Here is a 21615-nt window from a genome sequence, read left to right as displayed (position 1 = left end):
CGCGTTGTGCATGCATTACGCCTGTTCCGCGAAACTCGCCTTGAGCGCCTGATAAATGCTGCGATAACGCGCCAGCCTGTGCGCAAGCAATGGCGCCTGCGCACGATCCGGCTCGCAGGACTCGAGGGTAGGCGGCGCAAGACAGACCTGGCTGATCGACTCGCCCGTCACCGCGAGCCGCGCAAGGCGCGCCGCACCGAGCGCCGCGCCCACGTCGCTGCCTTCGTGACGATGCATCGTGATGCCCGTTGCCGTCGCGCACAGATTGGCCCAGAACGGGCTGCGCGAGCCGCCGCCGATGAATGACGCGCTCTGCAGTGTCGTGCCCGCGCTTTGCAGCGCGGCATAACCGTCGGCCATCGCGAACGCCACGCCTTCCATCACGCTGTACGCGAGATCGCCCGTTGTGTGCGCGCCCGTCAAGCCCCAAAACACGCCGCGGGCGTTCGCATCGTTATGAGGCGTGCGCTCGCCGCTCAGATAGGGCAGAAAGATCGGCGCAGCGGCAGGGTTAGCCGTGCTCGCGAGCTCGGGCAAACTGCCGACTTCGCGGTTCACGACTTTCGATAGCCACCCAAGGCTCGATGCCGCCGACAGAATCACACTCATCTGATGCCAGCGGTCTGGCAAGCAATGACAGAACGCATGCACGCCTTGCGCCGGATTCGGTGCGAATCGATCGGTGCCGGCGAACAGCACGCCCGAAGTGCCGAGCGACAGAAATGCACTGCCCGCTTCCGCCACACCCATGCCGATTGCGCTTGCCGCGTTGTCGCCAGCGCCGCCGCATAGGACGACGGGACCGGCAATGCCCCACTCTCGCCGCAATGCGTCGCTCAACTGCGCGGCGCTCGCGCTGCCTTCGACGAGGCGCGGCATGTGTTCACGCGTCAATCCCGTCGCCGCGAGCATGCGGTCCGACCAGTCGCGCTTTGCGACATCCAGCCATAGCGTGCCCGAAGCGTCTGACATGTCGGACACGAAATCGCCCGTGAGCCGCCACGCGAGATAGTCTTTCGGCAAGAGCACTTTTGCAGCGGCGCGAAATACATCGGGTTCGTGCTTTGCGAGCCAAAGCAATTTGGGCGCGGTGAAACCGGGCATCGCGAGATTGCCTGTGATCTCGCGCGATTCAGGCACGAGCGCTTCCAGTTCCGCGCATTCGGCGAACGCGCGCGTGTCGTTCCAGAGTATTGCGGGCCTGAGTACTTCGCCTTTTGCGTCGAGCAGCGTTGCGCCGTGCATCTGTCCCGAGAGCCCGATGCCGCGCAGCGCCGCGAACGCTGCGGGATTCGCGCCACGCACGGCGGCCACGGCATCGAGCGTGGCCTGCCACCACGCATGGGGATTCTGCTCCGACCAGTGCGGATGCGGTTGCGCTACATCCAGACGCGCGCCGCTTGTTGCGAGGGTCGTGGACGCGTCATCGGTCAGAATTACTTTTACCTCGGAGGTGCCGAGGTCGATTCCAAGGAAAGTCACTGCACGTCCTCACTATTTGGCATGAGTGGACGCCGCATGCTGAACATCGACGACGTGGCAGCGCGGCTACGTGTTCACCGAGCAAGCGCTGGAGCAGCAGGCACGGCGCGCGCGAGCGCGACTCTCCGTGGGAAAGCCTGTCTTCTCCATTGTCCGCCGGCTTGCGACTGCCGGCGCTCGTTCGACTCGTTGAAATGAGACGTTACCACGGTGCCCTGAACGGGACGACTGCGAACGATTCGTCCCACATTTGCGTGGCTGATGGCGGCTCCCTTTTTCGATGAATTTGACCGATTGAAATGCTCGGCCGACACTCAGCGGCAATTCCCCACTACATCTATGCGATCTATCATGGCTTCCATCGAAACCACGCACGCAACCGGCCGCGTCGACGCTGTCCGGCCGCTCGAAGACAGGACGTTGCGCAAGATCGTCATAGCGTCCGTCGCAGGCAACGCGATGGAATGGTACGACTTCTTCGTCTACGGCACGGCGGCCGCGCTCGTGTTCGGACAATTGTTCTTTCCTGCGGGCGCCGATCCGCTGATCGGCACGCTCGGCGCATTCGCTGCGTTCGCCATGGGCTTCGTCGCGCGACCGTTGGGCGGCGTCGTCTTCGGCCATATCGGCGACCGCTACGGGCGCAAGGCTTCGCTCGTCTGGACATTGCTCATCATGGGGATCGCGACATTCGCGATCGGGTTGCTGCCGACGTATGCGCAGATCGGCATCTGGTCGCCCGTCGCGCTCGTCGTATTGCGGCTGTTGCAAGGCGTGGCATCAGGCGGTGAATGGGGCGGCGGCGTATTGATGATCAGCGAAAGCGCACCGCCGGAAAAGCGCGGCTATTACGCGGCGTGGAGCCAGTTGGGCGTGGGCGGCGGATTCGTGTTGTCGTCAGCTGCGTTTCTCGCGGCGCAGTCGCTGCCGCACGATGCGTTCATCAACTGGGGCTGGCGACTGCCCTTTCTCGCGAGCATCGCGATCTTTGCTATTGGCGTTTATATCAGGCACAGCCTGCCTGAAAGCCGGGATTTCGAGCAGACCGAAAAGCGTGGGGAGAAAACCCATATGCCCGTGGTCGAGGTCATCAAGCGGCATCCGAAAGAAATCTTGATGGCGATGGGGCTACGCGTGGCGGAAAACGGCGGCGCTTATATCTTTCTCGCGTTTTCGCTCGTGTATGGAAAGTTTGTGGGTATCGCCAGTTCGGTGATGCTGACGGGCGTCATGCTGGCGATGGTAGTCGAAATGGGCGCGATGCTGGCATGGGGACGTTTGTCGGATCGCATCGGAAGGAAGCCTGTGTACATGATCGGCGCGGCGGGATTGATCGTGATGGCATTTCCGTTCTTCTGGATGCTCGATACGCACCAGGCGCCGTGGATCTATCTTGCGCTTGTTCTCGGCACGGCCGTTTGTCATGGTGCGATGATCGGCACGTTGCCCGCACTGGTTGGCGAACTGTTCAGCACGGAAGTGCGATATTCAGGCGTGGCGCTTGGGCATGAAGTGGCGTCGATCTTTGCCGGGGGACTATCCCCGCTTATCGCTACCGCGTTGCTTGCGAGCTATCACGCTTATTGGCCGGTTTCGGTGTTTCTGATGGTTCTTGGGGCGATTACCGTTGTGACGCTCAGGTTTACGCGTGAAACGCGGGTGGTTGGGTAGCGGTTAAGTTTGTTTTGTCTTTGCGCTGGCATCCGCGATTTGTTATCTAGCTTCACGCGTCGCCCCTGTGCGGGGCGGCACCTACTTTTCTTTGCCGCCGCAAAGAAAAGTAGGCAAAAGAAAGCGGCTCACACCGCCAATTCTTGACGTTTACCCACGGGCCACCAACGTCCCCATCCTTCACACACCAGCGCCTTGCTTGGTGCCCGTTGCCAACGCTTCGAACAAACGCCTCACCCGCTTCAGTTACCCGTACCCGGGCCAGCGGCAGCGAATGGTATGGGCCGCCCAGGTGGCAAACTGTGTGTAGGTGGTCGCGGCGTGTAGGGTAGCGCTCTTACCGTGTGGGACGCGTGCGCTATCGGTCCGGAGTGAAGCGTGCGGGGCACTACGGCCTACACACAGTTTGCCACCTGGGCGGCCGTGGACTATTTGGCGCGGCTTGGTGCGACGCGGGAGCATGAAGCGGGTGAGGCGCACCGCAAGAGCGCTGGCAACGAACGTGGGTCACGTGGTTGCCGTGTGAAGCGTAAGAACCTTTGGGGGCCCTCAGGCAAGAACATGGGCTGGCGGTGTGAGCCGCTTTCTTTTGCCTACTTTTCTTTGCGGCGGCAAAGAAAAGTAGGTGCCGCCCCGCACAGGGGCGACGCTTGAAGCGAGCTAACGTAACGCGGATGCCAGCACAGAGGCAAGCGGCGGACGCCACTCGAAGGCGCAAATTGCGCGCCCCAAACGCCAAGACCCCGCTTTTGAGGGCGGGGTCTTGTCTTGGGTAAGGAGCCTGACGATTACCTACTTTCACACGGGCAATCCGCACTATCATCGGCGTGGAGTCGTTTCACGGTCCTGTTCGGGATGGGAAGGGGTGGTACCGACTCGCTATGGTCATCAGGCATGACGGGTTGCTGCGTCGCGCTGGAGGTTGGGTAACCTGATCGCGCCACAGCCAATCGGGAAGAAGCGTAAAGAGGGTGTGGGTTGTGTTGTTTCTGGCACAACACCGATCTCAACCTGATGCGTAAAACACACCGGTTATAGGATCAAGCCTTACGGGCAATTAGTATCAGTTAGCTTAACGCATTACTGCGCTTCCACACCTGACCTATCAACGTCCTGGTCTTGAACGACCCTTCAAGGGGCTCGAAGCCCCGGGGATATCTCATCTCAAGGCGAGTTTCCCGCTTAGATGCTTTCAGCGGTTATCTCTTCCGAACATAGCTACCCGGCGATGCCACTGGCGTGACAACCGGTACACCAGAGGTTCGTCCACTCCGGTCCTCTCGTACTAGGAGCAGCCCCCTTCAAATATCCAGCGCCCACGGCAGATAGGGACCAAACTGTCTCACGACGTTTTAAACCCAGCTCACGTACCTCTTTAAATGGCGAACAGCCATACCCTTGGGACCGGCTACAGCCCCAGGATGAGATGAGCCGACATCGAGGTGCCAAACACCGCCGTCGATATGAACTCTTGGGCGGTATCAGCCTGTTATCCCCAGAGTACCTTTTATCCGTTGAGCGATGGCCCTTCCATACAGAACCACCGGATCACTATGACCTGCTTTCGCACCTGCTCGACTTGTCGGTCTCGCAGTTAAGCACGCTTATGCCATTGCACTATCAGCACGATTTCCGACCGTACCTAGCGTACCTTCGTACTCCTCCGTTACACTTTGGGAGGAGACCGCCCCAGTCAAACTGCCCACCATGCACTGTCCCCGACCCGGATCACGGGCCAAGGTTAGAACCTCAAACAAACCAGGGTGGTATTTCAAGGACGGCTCCACTGAAACTAGCGTTCCAGCTTCATAGCCTCCCACCTATCCTACACAGATCGGTTCAAAGTCCAATGCAAAGCTACAGTAAAGGTTCATGGGGTCTTTCCGTCTAGCCGCGGGGAGATTGCATCATCACAAACACTTCAACTTCGCTGAGTCTCGGGAGGAGACAGTGTGGCCATCGTTACGCCATTCGTGCAGGTCGGAACTTACCCGACAAGGAATTTCGCTACCTTAGGACCGTTATAGTTACGGCCGCCGTTTACCGGGACTTCAATCAAGAGCTTGCACCCCATCATTTAATCTTCCGGCACCGGGCAGGCGTCACACCCTATACGTCCACTTTCGTGTTTGCAGAGTGCTGTGTTTTTATTAAACAGTCGCAGCCACCAGTTTATTGCAACCCCTTCACCCTTCGCCCGCAGGGGCGTCAAGCTACAGGGGCGTACCTTATCCCGAAGTTACGGTACCAATTTGCCGAGTTCCTTCTCCCGAGTTCTCTCAAGCGCCTTAGAATACTCATCTCGCCCACCTGTGTCGGTTTGCGGTACGGTCAATGTGAAACTGAAGCTTAGAGGCTTTTCCTGGAACCCCTTCCGATTGCTTCGCTTCCGAAGAAGCTCGCGCCACGCCCTTGAATTCCGTGCCCGGATTTGCCAGAGCACCTTCTCCAACGCAGCGACCGGGACTTCCAACACCCGGACAACCTTCCGCGATCCGTCCCCCCATCGCATTTCACACTGGTGCAGGAATATTGACCTGCTTCCCATCAGCTACGCATTTCTGCCTCGCCTTAGGGGCCGACTCACCCTACGCCGATGAACGTTGCGTAGGAAACCTTGGGCTTACGGCGAGGGGGCCTTTCACCCCCTTTATCGCTACTCATGTCAGCATTCGCACTTCCGATACCTCCAGCACGCTTTTCAACGCACCTTCGCAGGCTTACGGAACGCTCTCCTACCATGCGTGCAATGCACGCATCCGCAGCTTCGGTATATGACTTAGCCCCGTTACATCTTCCGCGCAGGACGACTCGATCAGTGAGCTATTACGCTTTCTTTAAAGGGTGGCTGCTTCTAAGCCAACCTCCTGACTGTTTTAGCCTTCCCACTTCGTTTCCCACTTAGTCATATTTGGGGACCTTAGCTGGCGGTCTGGGTTGTTTCCCTCTTGACACCGGACGTTAGCACCCGATGTCTGTCTCCCGTGATTGCACTCTTCGGTATTCGGAGTTTGCTATGGCGAAGTAATCCGCAATGGACCCTTCAACCATGACAGTGCTCTACCCCCGAAGGTGATACACGAGGCACTACCTAAATAGTTTTCGGAGAGAACCAGCTATTTCCAGGTTTGTTTAGCCTTTCACCCCTATCCACAGCTCATCCCCTAACTTTTCAACGTTAGTGGGTTCGGACCTCCAGTACGTGTTACCGCACCTTCATCCTGGCCATGGATAGATCACCTGGTTTCGGGTCTACACCCAGCGACTGAATCGCCCTGTTCGGACTCGCTTTCGCTACGCCTGCCCTAATCGGTTAAGCTCGCCACTGAATGTAAGTCGCTGACCCATTATACAAAAGGTACGCCGTCACCCCTTGCGAGGCTCCGACTGTTTGTATGCATGCGGTTTCAGGATCTGTTTCACTCCCCTCCCGGGGTTCTTTTCGCCTTTCCCTCACGGTACTGGTTCACTATCGGTCGATCACGAGTATTTAGCCTTGGAGGATGGTCCCCCCATCTTCAGACAGGATTTCACGTGTCCCGCCCTACTTGTCGTACACCTAGTTCTTCCTCGCTGTTTTCGCCTACGGGGCTATCACCCACTATGGCCGCACTTTCCAGAGCGTTTGGCTAACAACAAAGATAAAGAGTACAGGCTGGTCCCATTTCGCTCGCCACTACTTTGGGAATCTCGGTTGATTTCTGTTCCTGCGGTTACTTAGATGTTTCAGTTCACCGCGTTCGCTTCACATGGCCTATGTATTCAGCCATGGATACTCCATAAGGAGTGGGTTTCCCCATTCGGATATCGGTGGATCAAAGCTCGTTTGCCAGCTCCCCACCGCTTTTCGCAGGCTACCGCGTCCTTCATCGCCTGTGATCGCCAAGGCATCCACCACATGCACTTGTTCGCTTGACCCTATAACGGGTGTGTCTCGTCGTGTTGCCACGCCAGACTCACTCGCTACAGGTTGAGTATTCGCGTTGTGCCGTATTCCAGGTTCGTCTTTCGATGAACTCAAAAAATACATTGATACAATCACAACCCTGATTCACCTACTCGCGCGCCCATCTCTAAGCACGCTTTCGTGAATCTCTTTACTACTTCTTCCTGATTGTTAAAGAACGACAGCCGATATCTAACTGCAATACCGCATCTGACTGGCTCAATTGCCAATGTTTGTCACACTGAACCGCCAGCATCTTTCGACGCTCGCGCCAATGAAACCAACATTGGGAATTGGTGGAGGATGACGGGATCGAACCGACGACCCCCTGCTTGCAAAGCAGGTGCTCTCCCAGCTGAGCTAATCCCCCAGTCATACAGTACACAGGGGGTTTCGCGATCAGCCACCGCAGACAAGACGCTGGTGGGTCTGGATGGATTCGAACCATCGACCCCCGCCTTATCAAGACGGTGCTCTAACCGACTGAGCTACAGACCCCTGAGCCTGTCTTCAATTAACAGCCGACAAGTGTGAGCGCTCAACTTGTGAAACGCGAAAGCTCTGGAAAGGAGGTGATCCAGCCGCACCTTCCGATACGGCTACCTTGTTACGACTTCACCCCAGTCATGAATCCTACCGTGGTGACCGTCCTCCTTGCGGTTAGACTAGCCACTTCTGGTAAAACCCACTCCCATGGTGTGACGGGCGGTGTGTACAAGACCCGGGAACGTATTCACCGCGGCATGCTGATCCGCGATTACTAGCGATTCCAGCTTCACGCAGTCGAGTTGCAGACTGCGATCCGGACTACGATCGGTTTTCTGGGATTGGCTCCACCTCGCGGCTTGGCAACCCTCTGTTCCGACCATTGTATGACGTGTGAAGCCCTACCCATAAGGGCCATGAGGACTTGACGTCATCCCCACCTTCCTCCGGTTTGTCACCGGCAGTCTCCCTAGAGTGCTCTTGCGTAGCAACTAGGGACAAGGGTTGCGCTCGTTGCGGGACTTAACCCAACATCTCACGACACGAGCTGACGACAGCCATGCAGCACCTGTGTTACGGCTCCCTTTCGGGCACCCTCACCTCTCAGCAAGGTTCCGTACATGTCAAGGGTAGGTAAGGTTTTTCGCGTTGCATCGAATTAATCCACATCATCCACCGCTTGTGCGGGTCCCCGTCAATTCCTTTGAGTTTTAATCTTGCGACCGTACTCCCCAGGCGGTCAACTTCACGCGTTAGCTTCGTTACCAAGTCAATGAAGACCCGACAACTAGTTGACATCGTTTAGGGCGTGGACTACCAGGGTATCTAATCCTGTTTGCTCCCCACGCTTTCGTGCATGAGCGTCAGTATTGGCCCAGGGGGCTGCCTTCGCCATCGGTATTCCTCCACATCTCTACGCATTTCACTGCTACACGTGGAATTCTACCCCCCTCTGCCATACTCTAGCCCGCCAGTCACCAATGCAGTTCCCAGGTTAAGCCCGGGGATTTCACATCGGTCTTAGCGAACCGCCTGCGCACGCTTTACGCCCAGTAATTCCGATTAACGCTTGCACCCTACGTATTACCGCGGCTGCTGGCACGTAGTTAGCCGGTGCTTATTCTTCCGGTACCGTCATCCCGCCTCTGTATTAGAGAAGCGGTTTTCTTTCCGGACAAAAGTGCTTTACAACCCGAAGGCCTTCTTCACACACGCGGCATTGCTGGATCAGGGTTGCCCCCATTGTCCAAAATTCCCCACTGCTGCCTCCCGTAGGAGTCTGGGCCGTGTCTCAGTCCCAGTGTGGCTGGTCGTCCTCTCAGACCAGCTACAGATCGTCGCCTTGGTAGGCCTTTACCCCACCAACTAGCTAATCTGCCATCGGCCGCCCCTTGAGCGCGAGGTCCGAAGATCCCCCGCTTTCCTCCACAGAGCGTATGCGGTATTAATCCGGCTTTCGCCGGGCTATCCCCCACTCCAGGACACGTTCCGATGTATTACTCACCCGTTCGCCACTCGCCGCCAGGGTTGCCCCCGCGCTGCCGTCCGACTTGCATGTGTAAGGCATGCCGCCAGCGTTCAATCTGAGCCAGGATCAAACTCTTCAGTTCAAACCTGTTACTGTTTTTCGGTTCATCTAAGAACCGGTCGCTCACTCAAAATCACTGACGAAAGATCTGCGCTGGGCCTTTCAACCCAGTCAAACCTTCCTCAATTTCTTCCGTGTGAGACTCGATTACTTTCGCTATCAGTGACCCGAAGATCACCGCGCGCTTCGTCATCGAGCGCCCACACTTATCGGCTGTTGATTGTTAAAGAACATTCGCTAAAAAGCCGCTGTTTTCTGCTGCTTTCTTGCGTCTCCGTCGTTTGGAGAGGCCGAATTATGCGGAACCCCCTGGGGGCTGTCAAGCACTTATTTCGAACGATCGACGAAAATCTTTCGATGCCACTTTATTAGGCACACGCACCCACTCGCAATTGCAATGTACTCACCCAATCAATCAAAGGCTTAGCGCACATTGCAGAGAAGATCTCTGCGTCGGACACAATGCAAATCGCACACACGAAAAAAGCGCGCGGATCGTCCGCGCGCTTTTTTACAAGTAACGACCCGCTCAGCGGGCAGCGTCAACTCCACCACCCGCATGCGTCACTTCGCTTAAGAACCGACGTAACCCGGCGGCGGGTTTACATTGCTCTTCGCGACGCTCGCATTCTTCGACACTACATAAACAGGCGCCTCCGTCAGATTCAGCTTCAGCGTGCCGTCCGTGTAGTTCAGCGTCATCGGGTTGCCCATCATGTCGAGCACCTTGACCGTGCCGCTCGTACCTGGCGCATCGACCACAAGACTGTAGGCCGCGCTATAAGTCGAACTGAAGCCCGTGCTTGCACTCCACGCATTGTTGTTGTGCGTCCACAAGGCGGTGATCACCGATCCATTGTTGACCTGCTGGAACGAATAAGCATAGACACCCGACGGCGTGTTCTTCACTGGGCCAAGCGTATTCGTGCCATCCAGAATGCGCGACATCGCGCTCACGACCATGGCAGCCGGTTTCGGGCTGATGTTGGTCGCACCGAACGAGCCTTGCGCGTTCGACAGATCGAAGAACGTGCCGTAACCCACTTCACCCGGATAGTCCGCACCGTAGAACACGTACGAAACGTCCGCGCCTTCGCCGAGCAGAATGATGTGCGTGCGCGCGACGACGGCGCCCTGCGCGAACAGGACATTACCCGTCGGATAGTTAGGGCCGTACTGCGAACCCAGGTCATAGCTGATGCCCACTTCCGTCTGATACAGCTTCATGCCCGAGCGGTACTGGTTCAGCATCGTCGTGCGCAGCGTGCGCATCGAGTTGTTCAGCGCATTCGCGGCATTCGCGGCAACGGGGTCGGTTGCGAGACGCTCAGGCGGATGCGAAGGCGACGTGCCCGCATCGTAGTAGCCGTGCGTCGCCACGCCATCGATGTACTTGCCATAACCCAGCGAAGCAATGCGTTGCAGACGGTTGTTCGTGAGGCTCGGAAATGCGTCCGCCGGACCCATCACGACAGCGCCCGGATCGGTCGAGTGAATGCCCTGATAGACCGACTGGTACAGCGACACGAAATTGGCATCGGTGTCCGTCCAGAACTGATTCGGCTCCCACGTCACCTGATAGTAGTTCGCCGACTGCGTCGGGAAGTACTTGAGGCGGATCCCGTTCGACTCGGTGCCGACGCGGCTCATATAGTTCTGCAGGTACGACATGTCCTTCGGCAAGGTCGTGAAGTCCTCGACGCCACCCGACTTCGACGCCCATCCCGGGGTGCCATCCAGACGGATCAGGCGCATCACGTTGCCCGACGTATAGAACGAGTCGAGATTGTTCGCCGACGGATTGAAGGTGTTCGCGCCATTCGGCTCCATCACCGACATCTGGCGATCGTCGATCGTCTGCGTGATGCCGAGACCGGCGAGCACCGCAGCGCGGTCGTTTTCACCCTGCATGCCGAAGCGGTGCTGTTCCTGCTTCGAGTACGTCACGGCGGGCACGATGCCGCTCAGGTTCGGAATCACGCCGAACGTGGCGATGCCCGTGGGACGCGTGCCGGCCTGAGGCAACGCGCCGCCGCCCGCCTTAAGGCTGCCCGCCACCGCGAAGTAGCCCGCGAGTGTCGAATTGCAGGTCAGGGTCGTCGTCGCTGCGCCGCCCGGCACCGCGAAGCTGCCGCTGGCCGCGACGCGGCCCGTCGTATCGTTGATCGACCAGTTCAGCGTGTCGGCATTGCTCGTGTTCGTCTTGAACACCAGCGGGAAACTCGCGCCCGACGCGAACATGCGCGTGCCGTCGCTGCTCGTCGTATCGGCGGAAATCAGCGGGCCACCTGCCGACGCGCTCGCCGTCGAAGGCGATATGCAACTGATGTTGCCCGTGGTGTTGCCGTTGGCCGTCGCATTGGCGGCGGACATCGCAGACGTTTGAGAACCGGTATTGGCCGATGCGCCGGCCGGGTCGCTACCGCCGCCACCGCCGCAGCCCGCGAGAAGGACCGCTATCGATGACGAAACAAGAAGTAAATTGGCTTTCATGGAAGTACGAATGGGCAATCGAAATCCGTCCGAATACGCCTGGCAAAAACGCCCGAACGCGTACGCTGGATTTCTGGGTTGGCTGTCTTGCACGCGGAGTCGTTCCTACTGCGTCGACTGCCGGTGCGCCGGGGGTGCCGGTAATTTGGAGCAGCGCGTTTCCTGCATACCCGCGACGTTGTTCAGTGCGAGTGAGGCCGTGCTCAACCGATTGCAACCAGATGTAACTGAAAAATAGATCGGGATAACGTCTGATAAATAGCGCGATATACGCGAGCATTAACGACTTTCAACCCGGGAGTACCGTGCGACGGCCTTCCCAGCCCTCACACAAAAACATCCCTATATCCAGACTATATTTGCAAGGGCGAATCGTACCGAACGGGAATACTTACGTCTGCTGAAACGGGGTAACACTTTGTAACGTATGAGGATTATCCAGGTGCATTTTATGCCGATATGCCCGCGCGATGAAATGTATCGTCTCCAACTTGCACGCGACGCACATTTAACAGGTCAAAATTTCCCAATCTTTCAGAAACCTATATATAGGGAAACATGAATGGCGCAAAACGGCTAGATGGATTTTTTTCGATTTATTTTCCATTTTCTAAAGGCGCCTGACGCGCGATCAATTCTTTTCCGTCGATTTTCCCAATCACTAGAATCAGCCGCGATTGACGATTCGCCTCGCCAATTGGGAAATTGTCGCGCTTCACATACACGCGAAGCGGCTTTTTCGAACCGAATAGCCGAGTTTTATTGACCTCTCGCAAAAGCTGACTCATATTGCATAACGACCATTGCGATTACGTGCGACGCATTGCGTCATAAAGGCATGTCCAGCGCACGATGGTTGCCAACGAGAAGAATGTGCGATGCCGTCACGCGTGCCGGCATGGGAGTCTGTCCATGGACACGATTCGCAAGCGTCCAGTGCCGCCGCACGAGCAATGCGACACGACGCAGGAGACGAAACTTGTGGCGCAGCAAGACCATCCTGCGCAGCCGCTCGATCTGCTTTTTCCTCTCGACGCTTCCATGCCTCATGTGAGCGCGAACAGGGCGGCAGAAGATGCGCCCGACCCGTTGCCGACTTATCCGCCACTTTTCAGGCGCATCAGGCCAAGGCCGCGCCGTATCGCTGCGCCTGCATCGGTGGGTACGCCCGACTGGAAGCTGAGCACGGGCGCCGCTGTCGTGCTGCTGAGCTTCGCGATTGCATTCGGCACCTACATCACGCTGACGCAACGCGATGCGATGCAAGGCCGCTTGCGCCGCATCGTCACCCAGAACGAACTGCGCGCGATGCCGCGTCACGACCGCCCGACCATCGCCGATCGCACGCAGGAACTCACGCGTGCCCTGCGCGAGCAGATCGAAGCGCTGCGCAGCCGCGATGCTACGGATACGGCCGTCATGGCGGGCGCCGCCGCTCATCAGCCTGCAAACGCACACAGCAGCGCGCTCGCGAGCAGCACGCCGGGCTTGCCGGTAGCGACGGCGCCCGCGTCGCCTCCCGCGTCGCCAGTCAAGACGCAAAGCAAGACACCAGCGAAACAGACGAAACAGCTTGCGGCGAAGCCCGTTGCGCCTCCGCTGCCTCAGCCCGCGCCCCGTACGCATCAGCTCGCCAGCGTGACGCCCACGCGCACTCACAGCACGACGGCGGCACAACAGGAACGTCGAACCAGCACGAAGCCCGCGAATGCCGCTTGCGGCCCGCGCTCGCCTTGCATGCAAGCCAACGCGCAAGGTACGCGCAAGCCCGTGAAGGTCGCGAGCAACACGCCGCCAGCAAAGGCCGCCGCGACCACCGTCGCGGCACGACGCACGCCCGCCCGAACTGCCACAAAGCCCGTGCAGCACGCGCCGCCTCCCACCGTTCAGGCCTGGTCTCCACCCGAAAGCCCCGCCACATTGCCCGCGAGCGACGACTCGCAAGTCTATCGGCAGCATTAGCTGTCCCGCGCGCCGTCATTCGGCCATCGCGCGAACAGCAACTGTCTGGCGGAAAGAGCCGAAGCGATGTCGCGTGGCCTTGCGCCGACATTCTTAACATGGAGAGATTGGCAAGCGCCGCATGGAACAGCGATAACGCGCCTGCCGCCATGCGAGGACGCTCATCGGGGCGTGGGGAGACAAGCACATGCAACGACAGCTGTCAGCGTCCCAGGTCTCTTCGGCGAGCGATACGGATCGCACGCTCTCGCGCGTCAGCAAGACTGCCGTCGCACTGACGCTCGCGCTCTTTTGCACGGCATGCGGCAACGGCTCGTCGGACAATGCGAGCGCCAGTAGCGCTGGGACGAGTGGCACGAGCGGTGCGGGATCGGGCTCGGGCAGCGGCACATCGGGTACGGGCGGCAACGCAGCACCGGCAGCGTCGATCGCCACCGACGTGCTGATGCATCACAACGATCTCGCACGCACCGGTCAAATGCTCGCCGAGACGACGCTCACGCCGTCCAACGTCAATTCGGCGTCGTTCGGCAAGGTCGCGTTTCTGCCCGCCGACGGCAAGGTGGACGGCCAGCCGCTGTCAGTCACGAGCCTGTCGATCAATGGCACGACGCACAACGTGATCTATGTCGTGACCGAGCACAACAGCGTCTACGCGTACGACGCCGACAACTACGCGCAATTGTGGAAAGTCTCGCTGACGGGCGCGAACGAAACACCCAGCGACAATCGCGGCTGCAATGACATCACCCCGGAGATCGGCATTACGTCGACGCCCGTGATCGACCGCAGCCGCGGCTCGAATGGCGTGCTGTATGCGGTCGCGATGACGAAGGATGCAAGCGGCGGCCTTCATCATCGCCTGCATGCGCTCGATCTCGCGAACGGCGCAGAACGCTTCGGCGGCCCGAGCGAAATCGCGGCGACCGCTCAAGGTACGGGCGGCAACAGCGTGAACGGCGTGCTGACGTTCGATCCCTCGCTGCACACGGAGCGCGTCGCGTTGACGCTCGTGAACGGCAACATCTTCATGGGCTGGACGGCGCATTGCATGGCGGGCGCCTACACGGGCTGGATCATGAGCTATAGCGCCGACACGCTGCAGCAGACAGGCGTGGTCAACGTCGCGCCGAACGGCCATCAGGGATCGGTGTGGATGGCGGGCTCGGGCATGGCATCGGACGGCACGTCCATCTATGTGGTGGACGGCAACGGCACCTTCGGCACGACGCTCGATACCAACGGCTTCCCTGTCGATAGCGATTACGGCAACTCGTTCATGAAGCTTTCGGCGAGCCCGCTCAAGGTAACCGACTACTTCGCGCCGCTCGACGTCGTCGCGCTCGCGAACGCAGACGGCGACTTCGGTTCCGGCGGTGCGATGCTGTTGCCCGATCAGAAGACCGCCGACGGCACCATCAAGCATCTCGCGGTGGCGGCGGGCAAGGACAACAAGATCTATGTCGTCGATCGCGACGCGATGGGCAAATTCAATGCGGGCGCGAACAATATCTGGCAGGTGCTGACGGGCACGCTGGCGGGCGGCATCTGGGGCTCGCCCGCTTATTTCAACGGCACCGTCTACTACGGCGCATTGAACGACAACATCAAGGCGCTGCCCGTCACTCATGCGTTGGTTGCGAGCACGGCTGCATCGAAGAGCCCGACGACCTTCCCCTATCCGGGCGCCGTGCCCGCGATATCGGCGAACGGGACCTCGAACGCGATACTGTGGGCCGCCGAAAACGGCACGACGGGCGCGCTGCACGCGTACGACGCGACCAATCTCGCAAGCGAACTCTACAACAGCAATCAGGCGGGAACCCGCGACCAGTGGGGCGCGGGCAACAAGTTCATCACGCCGATGATCTCGCGCGGCAAGGTCTATGTCGGTGCGACCAACGGTGTCGCCGTGTTCGGCCTGCTGCACTGATCGTGCTGTGAGCCATATCGCGTTGCAACACGGAAAATGGCGACGAATGGCGTGCTTCTGGCGTGCTGCGCGGCTGTGAGGCGATATGCTGGAATTGCTATCCTTCGGCCTGCGATGGCCTGACTGGCCGCAACGGCCATGTTGCACGTCATGACTTCATGCGTACCTCGCGACGCGCATCCGCGCCGACAAGACCAAGACTTCGCCAGGGAGTCCGCTCGCTTATGACACGCTTCGCCCATGCTGCAATCGCGCTTTTCGTTGTCAGCGGCGCATCCGTTGCGCAGCAGCCGTTGACCTATCCGGGACGCAGCCAGAGCCCGGGACAACAGGCCGTCGACACGGCCGCGTGCTACGCGGACGCCAACAAAACGACGAAAGTGAACATGGCGCACGAGTCGCAGCGTCCGCCGCCACCCGGCAAAGCGGCCGCCGCCGCGCCGCGGCCTATCGTTGCACCCTCGCCCGTCAATCCGCCCTTGCCTTCCGCGATGGGCGCATCGGGTGCATCGGGCGCGCTGGCGGCTTCCGCGCCAGCGGGCGCAAGCGGGACAGCGACTGCAGCAGCCGCGAGCGGTGCGAGCGGGGTCGCGGCTCCGACTGCTGCAGCGGCGTCGGGTGCGTCGGGCACGCTCGCGGCTTCGGACGCGATGGCTGCATCGGGCGCGCTCGCGGCCTCGGGGGCCAGCATGCCGTCAGCGGCTTCGCTTGCGGCCATGCCGCCACCGCCTCCGCCCGAACCGCCGATGGTCCGTTACTGGACCGCCTACGCGAAGTGCATGCAGCAGCGCGGCTACTACACACGCTAACGCGTACCTCTATTCATGCGACGAAAGACGAACGGCACCCCACCGTTCGTTCACATTGGTTCAATTGCGCCACACGCTGCGCCAACGCACTTCGAAGGCGCCGCCATTCGCGCGTCGCAAGCAAAGATGCGCAGCATCATTGAATGCTCCAGGCCGGGTCGAATGGCCCGCGCTCGTCCGGACTCGCCTAGACTAATACGCACCACGCAACGCGAACTCAACGGACGGGACCATGAAAGGTATCTTGATCGAGAAGCAGGACAACGGCAGCCGCGCGGCCATCGCCGACATCGACGAAGCGAATCTGCCCGCAGGCGACGTGACGGTGCGTGTCGAATGGTCGACGCTCAACTACAAGGACGCCCTCGCAATTACGGGGCGATCGCCCGTCGTGCGCAGCTTTCCGCTGGTGCCGGGCATCGACTTCGCGGGCGTCGTCGAGGCGAGCCAGCATGCGCAATGGCAGCCCGGCGACCACGTGATCCTGAACGGCTACGGCGTCGGCGAAAAGCATTGGGGCGGACTCGCGCAACGCGCGCGCGTGAGCGGCGACTGGCTCGTGCGCACGCCTGCCCCGCTCACGTCACGCGACGCGATGGCCGTTGGCACAGCCGGCTACACGGCCATGCTGTGCGTGCTCGCGCTGGAACGTCACGGCGTCACGCCCGCGCACGGCAAGGTGCTCGTGACGGGCGCGGCGGGCGGCGTCGGCAGCGTCGCGATCATGCTGCTCGCGAAGCGCGGCTATCACGTGATCGCGTCGACGGGTCGTCCCGCCGAGTCGGACTATCTGCGCGAACTGGGCGCGCAGGAGATCATCGATCGCGCGGAACTGTCCGGGCCGGGCAAGCCGCTCGCGAAGGAACGCTGGGTCGCGGCCATCGATGCCGTGGGGAGTCACACGCTGGCGAACGCGTGTGCGGGCACCGCGTATGGCGGGATCGTCGCCGCGTGCGGACTCGCACAAGGAATGGACTTCCCCGCCACCGTTGCGCCCTTCATTTTGCGCGGCGTGACGCTCGCGGGTATCGACAGTGTGATGGCGCCGCACGAGCGCCGCGTCGAGGCATGGCAGCGCATCGCGCAGGACCTGAGCACCGCGCAATTGGCGTCGATGGTCAAGGAGATCAGCCTCGCCGAAGCGCTCGCGGCCGCGCCGGACGTGCTCGACGGCAAGGTCCGCGGGCGGCTCGTGGTGGACGTCAACCGGTGACACACGCGCGAGTGTTATCGAACAGATTGATGCAGCTGACTATTTTTAATCGATTTGCCTGATCCAGACGCGAACCTTAAGCTGAATGCGAATCCGCCCACTGCAACAGACTGGATCGCACCATGCAAGCTCAATCGTTCAAGGTTCGCGTCGACGCCGTGCGCGACGAAGCACACGGCGTCCGCTCATTCGTCATTTCGCGCCTGGATGGCGCGCCATTCGATGCGTACGAACCCGGCGCGCACATCGACGTCACGAGTCCCGCGGGTATCACGCGCCAATATTCGCTATGCGGCGACCCCGACTGCCGCGACACGCACCTGTTCGCCGTCAAGAAAGAAACGCAATCGCGCGGCGGCTCGCGTTCGCTGCATGACGACGTGCAGATCGGCACCGAACTGTCCGTCGGCGCGCCGCGCAATCTGTTCCGTCTTGCTGAAGGCGCCAGCCGGCATGTGTTGATCGGCGCGGGCATCGGCATCACACCGCTGCTTTCAATGGCATACCGGCTGCAGAAGACGAACGTGCCTTTCGAACTGCACTACTTCGCGCGCAGCGTCGAACATGCGGCGTTTCTGCCGCTGCTCTCGCGCGCTCCGTTCGATGCCTACGCGAAGCTGCATTTCGGCATCGAGCCGGACGCGCTCGATGCCGAACTTACCGCGTGTCTTGCCGATGTGCCGCAAGACACGCACGTCTACACCTGCGGCCCGGTGCCGTTCATGGATCGCGTAGTCGCGGCGGGCGAAGCGCGCCTGCCCGCCGATGCGATTCATCTCGAACGTTTTGCGGCCGAACCTCGAGCGCACGGCAGCGACGCCGGGCTCGACAGCTTCGACGTGCAACTGGCCAGCAGCGGGCAGATCGTGCGCGTGGACAGCAAGACTTCGATCGTCGAGGCACTCGCTGCGATCGGCGTCGAAGTGGACACGTCGTGCGGCGAAGGCGTGTGCGGCACCTGCATGATCGACGTGGTGAGCGGCGAGCCCGAACACCGCGACCATTGCCTGAGCAAGGCGGAACGCGCGAGCAACAGCGTGATCTGCTGCTGTGTGTCGCGCTCCCGCTCGCCCGTGCTCGTGCTCGACCTCTGACGTTACCTCTTGTCGAAGCGCTTCACCATTTCGGCCATCAGATCGCGCATCCACGCAATGCCTTCGTCTTCGTGGAAGTGCTCGTGCCAGTGCATCGTCACCGTGGCCTGTGGAATCGGCACAGGCAACGTATAGATGCGAAACGCGTCGTTGCCGTTGAGGATGCCGGCAAGCCTTTGCGGCAACGTCGCGAACAGATCGGTGACGGCCAGCACGCCGGGCAGCGCTACGAAATGCGGCAACTGCAGCACGATGTTGCGGCCCACGCCTTGTGCGCGCAACGCATCGTCGAGGGCGTGGTGACTGTGCTCGACGGAGCGCACCTGCACATGCGAAGCCTGCAGGAAATGTTCGAGACTCAATGCCGAACCTGGCGGCAAGCCGCGCCGCTTGCGCGTCATGCACACATACGTCTCTTCGAATAGCAGTTGATGGCGCGTGCGCGCCATCAGCATCGGCAGATTGCCGATTGCGAAATCGAGCCTGCTGGAACGCAGCGCATCTTCTATCGCTTCCACGGGCAGCGGCTCGACCGACAGCTTCACGCGCGGCGCACGCTCGTGCAACGCCTCGCAGATCGCCGGCAAATAAGCCATTTCCCCCGCATCCGACAGCGACAGCCGGAACGTGCGCGTGCTCGTCGCGGGGTCGAAGCTCTCCGCGTAACGCAGTGCCTCGCGCACCGTATCGAGCGCACGGCCCACGATGCTTGCGAGTTCGAGCGCAATCGGCGTGGGCTGCATGCCCGAGCGCGTGCGGATGAACAACGGGTCGTCGAACAACGTACGCAGACGCGCCAGCGAATAGCTGATGGCGGGTTGCGACAGCGCAAGCCGTTCGCCGGCTTTGGTGAGGCTGCGCTCATCGACGATCGCCTGAAACACGCGCAGCAGATTGAGGTCGACGTGATCGAGTGAGGTCATGGTGGGCTTCCGACGGGGTCATCATTATATTTGCCGCACTTATTGGCCGGCTCATTTTTAATCGATTTGACGCATGATCGGTGCAAAGCGAGACTGATGTCAACGCGAAAGAAACACGACATGTCCCCCGCTTTCGCCCGAATTCACTTCCGACCATCACGTCCCGACACATCACAACGATGAGCGACACTACCTGGCAAACCATCGACACCAGCACGCTGCGCGAGCGCGTTCACGCCGATCGCATCGCGCCCTCGCTGTACTACGATCCGAACCTGTTCGAAGCGGAACTCGAACGCATCTTCTACAAGACGTGGGTCTGGGTCGCGCATGAAAGCGAGCTGCCCAACCCGGGCGACTTCCGCACCACTACGATCGGCCGGCAACCCGTGATCGTCGTGCGCGACAAGACAGGTGCCGTGAACGTGTTGCAGAACCGCTGCCGCCATCGCGGCGCGACCGTGTGCGAAGAACACAAGGGCAATGCGAAAGGCTTCACGTGCCCGTATCACAGCTGGTCGTATGCGCTCGACGGCACGCTGCGCGCGCTGCCCTATGGCGACGGCTATGAAGGCGTATGCGAGAAAGGCGACCTGCCGCTCGCGAAGCTGCGCGTAGGCATCTATCAAGGGCTGATCTTCGCGAGCTTCGACGAGAACATCGAGCCGCTCGAAGACTTTCTCGGCGGCGCGAAGCCGTGGATCGACCTGTTCATGAAGCAAGGCGCGGGCTTTCCGATCAAGGCCAATGGCGAGCACAAGTTCAAGTTCAAGGGCAACTGGAAAATCCAGCTCGAGAACACGACGGACCTGTATCACTTCCCCGTCGTGCACAAGTCGTGGATGAAATCGATCGACGACGAAACGGCGGCTGCCATCACCAGCTTCATGACGAGCGATGACGCATTTTGCCGCTCGCTCGGCAATGGCCATAGCCTCGCCGTGCTGGTGCCCGAACTCGTCGATCTCGACAAGGACGACGGCGCACCGCTGCCCGAGCGCTTCAACGAACTGGCCACGCAACTCGCGGAACGTCACACGCCGGAAGAAGTGCGACGCATCGTGCGTTCGTTGATGGGCGTCGGCTTCAACCTGAATCTGTTCCCAAACCTCGCGCTGTCGATGGCGTTCTTCCGCGTGCTGCGCCCCATTTCCGCAGAAGAGACGGAAATCCGCCACGTCGCGCTTGCCATGGACGGCGGCCCCGACGAAGCGAACCGTGTGCGCCTGCGTATTCACGAACACTTCCAGGGCCCGTTCGGTTTCGGCAGCCCCGACGACGCCGAAGCATGGGAACGCGTGCAGCGCGGCTCCTATGCGGGACCCGACGTGCCGATTCTCGTCAACCGCGGATTGAACCGCGAAACGACAGCCGCAAACGGCGAAAAGACCGCACACGCAACGGATGAAACGGGCATGCGCGAAGCGTATCGCCAGTGGCGCGCAATGATGGAGCAGGCATGATGGACGATCGCAACGCACTCTTCTCGCAACAGACTTTCGCGCGCGCCATCGAATTCATCTGGCGCGAAGCCGAGATGCTCGACCGCCGCGACTATCGCGCGTGGCTCGACCTGTGGGACCCGTCGGGCTTCTACGTCGTGCCCATCGATCCCCAGGCGACCGACTTCGCCGCGACGCTGAACTACGCGTACGACGACCAGCACATGCGCGAACTGCGCGTGCAACGCATGGTGTCCGGCTATTCGGCCTCGGCCTCCGATGCGGCGCGCACCGTACGCACGGTATCGCGCTTCACGTTGACGAGCGATGCCGCCGATGTCGTCGAAGTGAAGTCCGCGCAGGTGATCGTCGCATACAAACGCGGTGCATCGACGATCTTCGCCGCCGATCTCACGCACAAGATCAGCTTCGCGACGGGCGAACCGCGCCTCGTCGACAAGGTGATTCGCCTGATCGATTCGACGGAAGCGCTGAGCGCGATCGGCTTTCTGCTGTGAGCCTTTGATGTGTGCAGCGGCTGCGCAAGCCCGCTGCACGCGAGGAGCGAACCTC

The 21615-nt window shown here is 60.3% G+C and carries 12 protein-coding genes, 2 tRNA genes and 3 rRNA genes; 8 read left to right on the top strand and 9 right to left on the bottom strand.

Translation table 11 applies throughout. The features are described 5' to 3' along the window. Window positions 1–15 precede the first annotated feature (15 nt). The gene (xylB, locus tag C2L66_RS07340; protein WP_060601050.1) at window positions 16–1482 is read right to left on the bottom strand and encodes a xylulokinase; all 1467 of its coding nucleotides are present in this window, start codon (window positions 1480–1482) and stop codon (window positions 16–18) included. A gap of 351 nt (window positions 1483–1833) precedes the next feature. On the opposite strand from xylB, the gene C2L66_RS07335 reads away from it, so the two are divergent. Next, window positions 1834–3153 (top strand): MFS transporter, encoded by a 1320-nt coding sequence (locus C2L66_RS07335; RefSeq protein ID WP_060601053.1) that lies wholly within the window; start codon window positions 1834–1836, stop codon window positions 3151–3153. Window positions 3154–3932: 779 nt separating this feature from the next. On the opposite strand, the gene rrf is transcribed toward C2L66_RS07335, so the two are convergent. The 7 genes from rrf to C2L66_RS40560 all read right to left on the bottom strand — a co-directional run bounded on the left by rrf (window position 3933) and on the right by C2L66_RS40560 (window position 12454). Then, window positions 3933–4046: ribosomal RNA gene (gene rrf, locus C2L66_RS07330) — 5S ribosomal RNA — on the bottom strand. Window positions 4047–4189: 143 nt separating this feature from the next. Further along, window positions 4190–7071: ribosomal RNA gene (locus C2L66_RS07325) — 23S ribosomal RNA — on the bottom strand. Window positions 7072–7393: 322 nt separating this feature from the next. After that, window positions 7394–7469, bottom strand: a tRNA-Ala gene (locus C2L66_RS07320). 51 nt (window positions 7470–7520) lie between these two features. Further along, window positions 7521–7597: transfer RNA gene (locus C2L66_RS07315), tRNA-Ile, on the bottom strand. Between the two features lie 67 nt (window positions 7598–7664). Next, a 16S ribosomal RNA gene (locus C2L66_RS07310) occupies window positions 7665–9195 on the bottom strand. Together the 16S, 23S and 5S rRNA genes with 2 tRNA genes alongside form the textbook arrangement of a ribosomal RNA operon. A gap of 551 nt (window positions 9196–9746) precedes the next feature. After that, window positions 9747–11666, bottom strand: coding sequence for a hypothetical protein (locus C2L66_RS07305; RefSeq protein ID WP_060601056.1), 1920 nt, complete (start codon window positions 11664–11666; stop codon window positions 9747–9749). Between the two features lie 596 nt (window positions 11667–12262). Further along, entirely contained in the window at window positions 12263–12454 is a 192-nt protein-coding gene (locus C2L66_RS40560) for a hypothetical protein (protein WP_146174481.1), read from the bottom strand. A 124-nt stretch (window positions 12455–12578) separates the two neighbouring features. Here C2L66_RS40560 and C2L66_RS07300 point away from each other — a divergent pair, with 124 nt between their 5' ends. From C2L66_RS07300 to C2L66_RS07280, 5 genes are all read left to right on the top strand, one after another. Continuing rightward, the gene (locus C2L66_RS07300) at window positions 12579–13628 is read left to right on the top strand and encodes a flagellar biosynthesis protein FlhF (protein ID WP_054934597.1); all 1050 of its coding nucleotides are present in this window, start codon (window positions 12579–12581) and stop codon (window positions 13626–13628) included. 187 nt (window positions 13629–13815) lie between these two features. Then, window positions 13816–15561 carry a hypothetical protein gene (locus C2L66_RS07295; protein ID WP_060601059.1) on the top strand — a complete coding sequence of 582 codons (1746 nt, stop codon included), beginning with the start codon at window positions 13816–13818 and terminating at the stop codon, window positions 15559–15561. 224 nt (window positions 15562–15785) lie between these two features. Beyond that, window positions 15786–16370 carry a hypothetical protein gene (locus C2L66_RS07290; protein ID WP_060601061.1) on the top strand — a complete coding sequence of 195 codons (585 nt, stop codon included), beginning with the start codon at window positions 15786–15788 and terminating at the stop codon, window positions 16368–16370. A 232-nt stretch (window positions 16371–16602) separates the two neighbouring features. Beyond that, window positions 16603–17583, top strand: a complete 981-nt coding sequence (gene acuI / locus C2L66_RS07285; RefSeq protein WP_054934594.1) for an acrylyl-CoA reductase (NADPH) — start codon at window positions 16603–16605, stop codon at window positions 17581–17583. 122 nt (window positions 17584–17705) lie between these two features. Next, the gene (locus C2L66_RS07280; protein WP_060601064.1) at window positions 17706–18677 is read left to right on the top strand and encodes a PDR/VanB family oxidoreductase; all 972 of its coding nucleotides are present in this window, start codon (window positions 17706–17708) and stop codon (window positions 18675–18677) included. A gap of 2 nt (window positions 18678–18679) precedes the next feature. Here the strand turns inward: C2L66_RS07280 and C2L66_RS07275 are convergent, their stop codons facing one another. Continuing rightward, window positions 18680–19600: a LysR family transcriptional regulator gene (locus C2L66_RS07275; RefSeq protein WP_054934592.1), complete on the bottom strand. Its 921-nt coding sequence runs from the start codon at window positions 19598–19600 to the stop codon at window positions 18680–18682. A 179-nt stretch (window positions 19601–19779) separates the two neighbouring features. On the opposite strand from C2L66_RS07275, the gene C2L66_RS07270 reads away from it, so the two are divergent. Then, the gene (locus tag C2L66_RS07270) at window positions 19780–21063 is read left to right on the top strand and encodes an aromatic ring-hydroxylating oxygenase subunit alpha (protein ID WP_054934591.1); all 1284 of its coding nucleotides are present in this window, start codon (window positions 19780–19782) and stop codon (window positions 21061–21063) included. After that, window positions 21060–21560 carry an aromatic-ring-hydroxylating dioxygenase subunit beta gene (locus C2L66_RS07265; protein WP_060601068.1) on the top strand — a complete coding sequence of 167 codons (501 nt, stop codon included), beginning with the start codon at window positions 21060–21062 and terminating at the stop codon, window positions 21558–21560. Before C2L66_RS07270 ends, C2L66_RS07265 begins: the two co-directional genes overlap by 4 nt. The last annotated feature ends 55 nt before the right edge of the window (window positions 21561–21615 follow it).

It is taken from the genome of Paraburkholderia caribensis (genome assembly GCF_002902945.1).
Taxonomy (GTDB): domain Bacteria; phylum Pseudomonadota; class Gammaproteobacteria; order Burkholderiales; family Burkholderiaceae; genus Paraburkholderia; species Paraburkholderia caribensis.
Note: the sequence above shows the minus strand (reverse complement) of the source record. Positions and strands in the feature narration are given on the sequence as shown.

Bases quoted from the DNA above. Each gene is read 5' to 3' on its own strand.
- C2L66_RS07305 (WP_060601056.1), bottom strand. From the start codon at position 11,666: ATGAAAGCCAATTTACTTCTTGTTTCGTCATCGATAGCGGTCCTTCTC.
- C2L66_RS40560 (WP_146174481.1), bottom strand. From the start codon at position 12,454: ATGAGTCAGCTTTTGCGAGAGGTCAATAAAACTCGGCTATTCGGTTCG.
- C2L66_RS07300 (WP_054934597.1), top strand. From the start codon at position 12,579: ATGGACACGATTCGCAAGCGTCCAGTGCCGCCGCACGAGCAATGCGAC.
- C2L66_RS07335 (WP_060601053.1), top strand. From the start codon at position 1,834: ATGGCTTCCATCGAAACCACGCACGCAACCGGCCGCGTCGACGCTGTC.
- C2L66_RS07265 (WP_060601068.1), top strand. From the start codon at position 21,060: ATGATGGACGATCGCAACGCACTCTTCTCGCAACAGACTTTCGCGCGC.
- C2L66_RS07270 (WP_054934591.1), top strand. From the start codon at position 19,780: ATGAGCGACACTACCTGGCAAACCATCGACACCAGCACGCTGCGCGAG.
- C2L66_RS07290 (WP_060601061.1), top strand. From the start codon at position 15,786: ATGACACGCTTCGCCCATGCTGCAATCGCGCTTTTCGTTGTCAGCGGC.
- C2L66_RS07295 (WP_060601059.1), top strand. From the start codon at position 13,816: ATGCAACGACAGCTGTCAGCGTCCCAGGTCTCTTCGGCGAGCGATACG.
- C2L66_RS07275 (WP_054934592.1), bottom strand. From the start codon at position 19,600: ATGACCTCACTCGATCACGTCGACCTCAATCTGCTGCGCGTGTTTCAG.
- acuI (WP_054934594.1), top strand. From the start codon at position 16,603: ATGAAAGGTATCTTGATCGAGAAGCAGGACAACGGCAGCCGCGCGGCC.
- C2L66_RS07280 (WP_060601064.1), top strand. From the start codon at position 17,706: ATGCAAGCTCAATCGTTCAAGGTTCGCGTCGACGCCGTGCGCGACGAA.